Source organism: Hungatella sp. (genome assembly GCF_046966825.1).
This window is the reverse complement of record NZ_JBKVCZ010000273.1, coordinates 1-2,752: the sequence shown is the minus strand read 5'-3', so window position 1 is coordinate 2,752 and position 2,752 is coordinate 1. Positions and strand designations below refer to the sequence as shown.

Genomic DNA, 2,752 nt, shown 5'->3' with positions numbered 1-2,752 from the left:
AATCTCCATCAGAATGAGCTGGTATCTCCGTTACTCCGCCTCCTGTCTCCACATATCCAAAACCAGGAACATACACCTGCCCCTGATCGTTTGTCGTTCCGCCATGTGGTTCTTCTGGTTTCGCAGTTGGCTGCACGCCCTTCTCATGGTCCGGTTCCACTTCCTGTGGCTCCAGTTCCCTGGCTGGCGGTGTCGCTTCCTCCGGGACCTGCGGCTTCGGTTCTGTCTCTTTAACGGCCTCAGTTGTCGTCTTCACTGGATGCGTCTCCGTTTCAACTGGACTTTCACGTTTCTCCATATCAGCTTCCGTCGTCTGCACTTCCGTCTCCTCTGTTGTCTCTTCCGTTTCAGCAACTGTAGTCGTCTCCGCCACCGTTATCTCCGGTACTGCTACAGATTCCATAACAAGTTCTGTTGTTTCTTCCAAAGCCGTTGTCTCCTCACTCCCCGCATCCGGCCTGGATAAATTGTAAACTGTGATAATTAGACACACAACAAGAACTGCCAATCCGGCAGTAATTAATTTTCTTCGATTCATCATTTCTTTCATGATGGTCTGCACCTCCTGTTTGTTGTTTCGGATGCAGCGCCGTCTCTTCCTATTTTATCCATTTTCATCATACAGGAGATCGGGCGCTGTGTCCAGAAATAAATTATTACCATTTCCTTACACCTGTCTTGCTTATTCAAATTTGGGCATATAAGCAGATTTCACTTTTATCTGCATTTGAACTGGCGGAAACGATTCTCCGCCAAAAGATATCGGGATTTCCAGCCTTAATTTTGCAGTCACTTCCAGGTTATTTACAGCGCTTCCCGGACGTAAACGGACATTTTTGATATCCACGGACAGATTGGACAAACGGTACTCATATCCATTTTGCATTTCTTTGACATGGTATTTTCCATCACTTTCTGTATCCAGCAGTTCATCCAGCTGTTCATAGATGTCGCCATAGTCCAAATTCTCCTCCCACTGATCTCCTGATAACCAATAACCGCCGCTGTATCCCTCACGCAGCCCATTATACACTTCGTCATAATTCGTTGTGGCAATGGATATGACTGCACTTTGCAGTGCATTTCTCACACCGTTTGCAATCACAGAGAGGCGGAAAAACTCTGACAAAGCGCATAAGGTGAACAGCAGCGCCAGAATCAGTGCTATTGTGAGAGGCGTAGTATTTCCATTTTTATCCTTAACAAGTTTCTTAATCTCTCGCATTTTTCCTCCATTACTTGTAATAAACTTCGCTCTTCCCGCTTGCTCTGGCCCTGATTTCAACCGGAAAGGATCCAAATTGGAAAAAACCCAGATTGATCCGGCAGGTCAACGTTACCGCAATATCACCATTAAGCTGGACTTTACTCCCCTCAAAGTAGTCACAATCCCAGGATATCTCCGGGTCTAGTCCTGTTTCCTCCCGTAACTCCTCGATCCTACGATTCACGCTGGTACTTCCCACGATCTCCGCCTGCCGGACAATCTCATCAGCAAACCGGTTCAATTGCTGTTTCACCATAAAAACAGGAAACAGACTCACCGCCAAAGCTATAACCAGCATCAGGCAGAGAATTCCAACGGCGATATCAATGTACCCCTCTCCTCTTTTCTCTCTCAAAACATTCCTCATATTTCCTCCTCTAAAACATACCAGACATGGTTCCTAAAATCTGATACGCCATAACGCCCATATAGATCATCAGCATACAAGCCAACAGCAGGAAAGAATATCTCCGAATTTTAGGCGGCCGTTCCAACGCCAGCTTCTTTAAGCGCTGGATTTCCAGTTGTTTCATATCGTGGCCCATCATTTGGAAATAAGCCACACCGTCGTCACCTCGTATTACTCCAATCAGCCCCCGAACCACATCGGAAACCATAGCGCTTGACACCCTGGATTCCATTCTGGTAAGCGCTGCCTCATAACTTCCGGTCCGCATGTCCGCAGTTGTAACAGACAGTTCTCTTTTCAGGGCAGGACCTGCATGTTTCTGATATGTCTCCAGCATTGATAGCACATCACGGCTGGCAAGCAGTTCCTGTGTGATTGTAGCCACAAACCTTGGCAATTCATATTCGATGGCCTCACGGCTGTCTCTCACAGTCTTTTCTGCTTTGCCGGTTTCTGAAAAGAGAACGCCAATCCCCATAATCAAAAACGCTGGTGCAAGTATCGGTATCACGGCCAGACACGGCAACGCTCCAAAAAATACCAGTCCGGACTTAACGTATGCCTGTGCCAGATATACTTCCGGCGTCTCCTTAATCCCTGCCGAATGCAGAACCATAACAAGTTTTCGTCTTTTATAAGCATCCATAGGCACAAAAGGAGACAGCTTCACAGCCAGTTCCATGATAGCTGCATCCGAATTTTTCGCCTTTTTCTTTTGTCTTCCCACAGATAAAATGGCTCTCCTGGCTCGAAAGGTAGAAATTTTCAATAAATGCGCCAGAATCAAATAAATTCCCATAGAAAAACTCAAGGCAAATAATAGTAAAATATAATAATGCATAGAAACCTCCTGTTAACGCTTATACTCGATGGGCTTTGTATGCTTTACAACAGCGGCAAGGGAGAAAAAGATCACGCCCCCACTAATTGCCAGAAGCATTTTTCCAAAGGCTGTAAACATCAGAGTTTTATACCACTCCTGGTTTAGAAAATATAAAAGCGGAATGCTTCCCAAAACCAGAATCACCATAGTGATGTATTCCTTCACAGGCTCATAAATCAGTAAATCAAGTTCT

Annotated in this window: 4 protein-coding genes and 1 pseudogene; all 5 read right to left on the bottom strand. The window is 45.6% G+C overall.

Annotation, left to right across the window (positions count from 1 at the left end; genetic code table 11):
• A partial coding sequence (locus ACLTD4_RS33705) for a DUF6550 family protein (protein WP_412331975.1) occupies nt 1–550 on the bottom strand: 550 nt, incomplete at its 3' end.
• 132 nt (nt 551–682) lie between these two features.
• Nucleotides 683–1,225 (bottom strand): hypothetical protein, encoded by a 543-nt coding sequence (locus ACLTD4_RS33700; protein WP_412331974.1) that lies wholly within the window; start codon nt 1,223–1,225, stop codon nt 683–685.
• Between the two features lie 10 nt (nt 1,226–1,235).
• Nucleotides 1,236–1,634, bottom strand: a complete 399-nt coding sequence (locus tag ACLTD4_RS33695) for a DUF4320 family protein (protein WP_006772905.1) — start codon at nt 1,632–1,634, stop codon at nt 1,236–1,238.
• 10 nt (nt 1,635–1,644) lie between these two features.
• Nucleotides 1,645–2,475, bottom strand: a complete 831-nt coding sequence (locus ACLTD4_RS33690; RefSeq protein ID WP_006772904.1) for a hypothetical protein — start codon at nt 2,473–2,475, stop codon at nt 1,645–1,647.
• Nucleotides 2,476–2,529: 54 nt separating this feature from the next.
• Nucleotides 2,530–2,752, bottom strand: a pseudogene (locus ACLTD4_RS33685) (hypothetical protein); the annotation flags it as partial.

Excerpts from the sequence above, each read along its gene's own strand:
- ACLTD4_RS33700 (WP_412331974.1), bottom strand. The coding sequence starts at position 1,225 with ATGCGAGAGATTAAGAAACTTGTTAAGGATAAAAATGGAAATACTACG.
- ACLTD4_RS33695 (WP_006772905.1), bottom strand. The coding sequence starts at position 1,634 with ATGAGGAATGTTTTGAGAGAGAAAAGAGGAGAGGGGTACATTGATATC.
- ACLTD4_RS33690 (WP_006772904.1), bottom strand. The coding sequence starts at position 2,475 with ATGGGAATTTATTTGATTCTGGCGCATTTATTGAAAATTTCTACCTTT.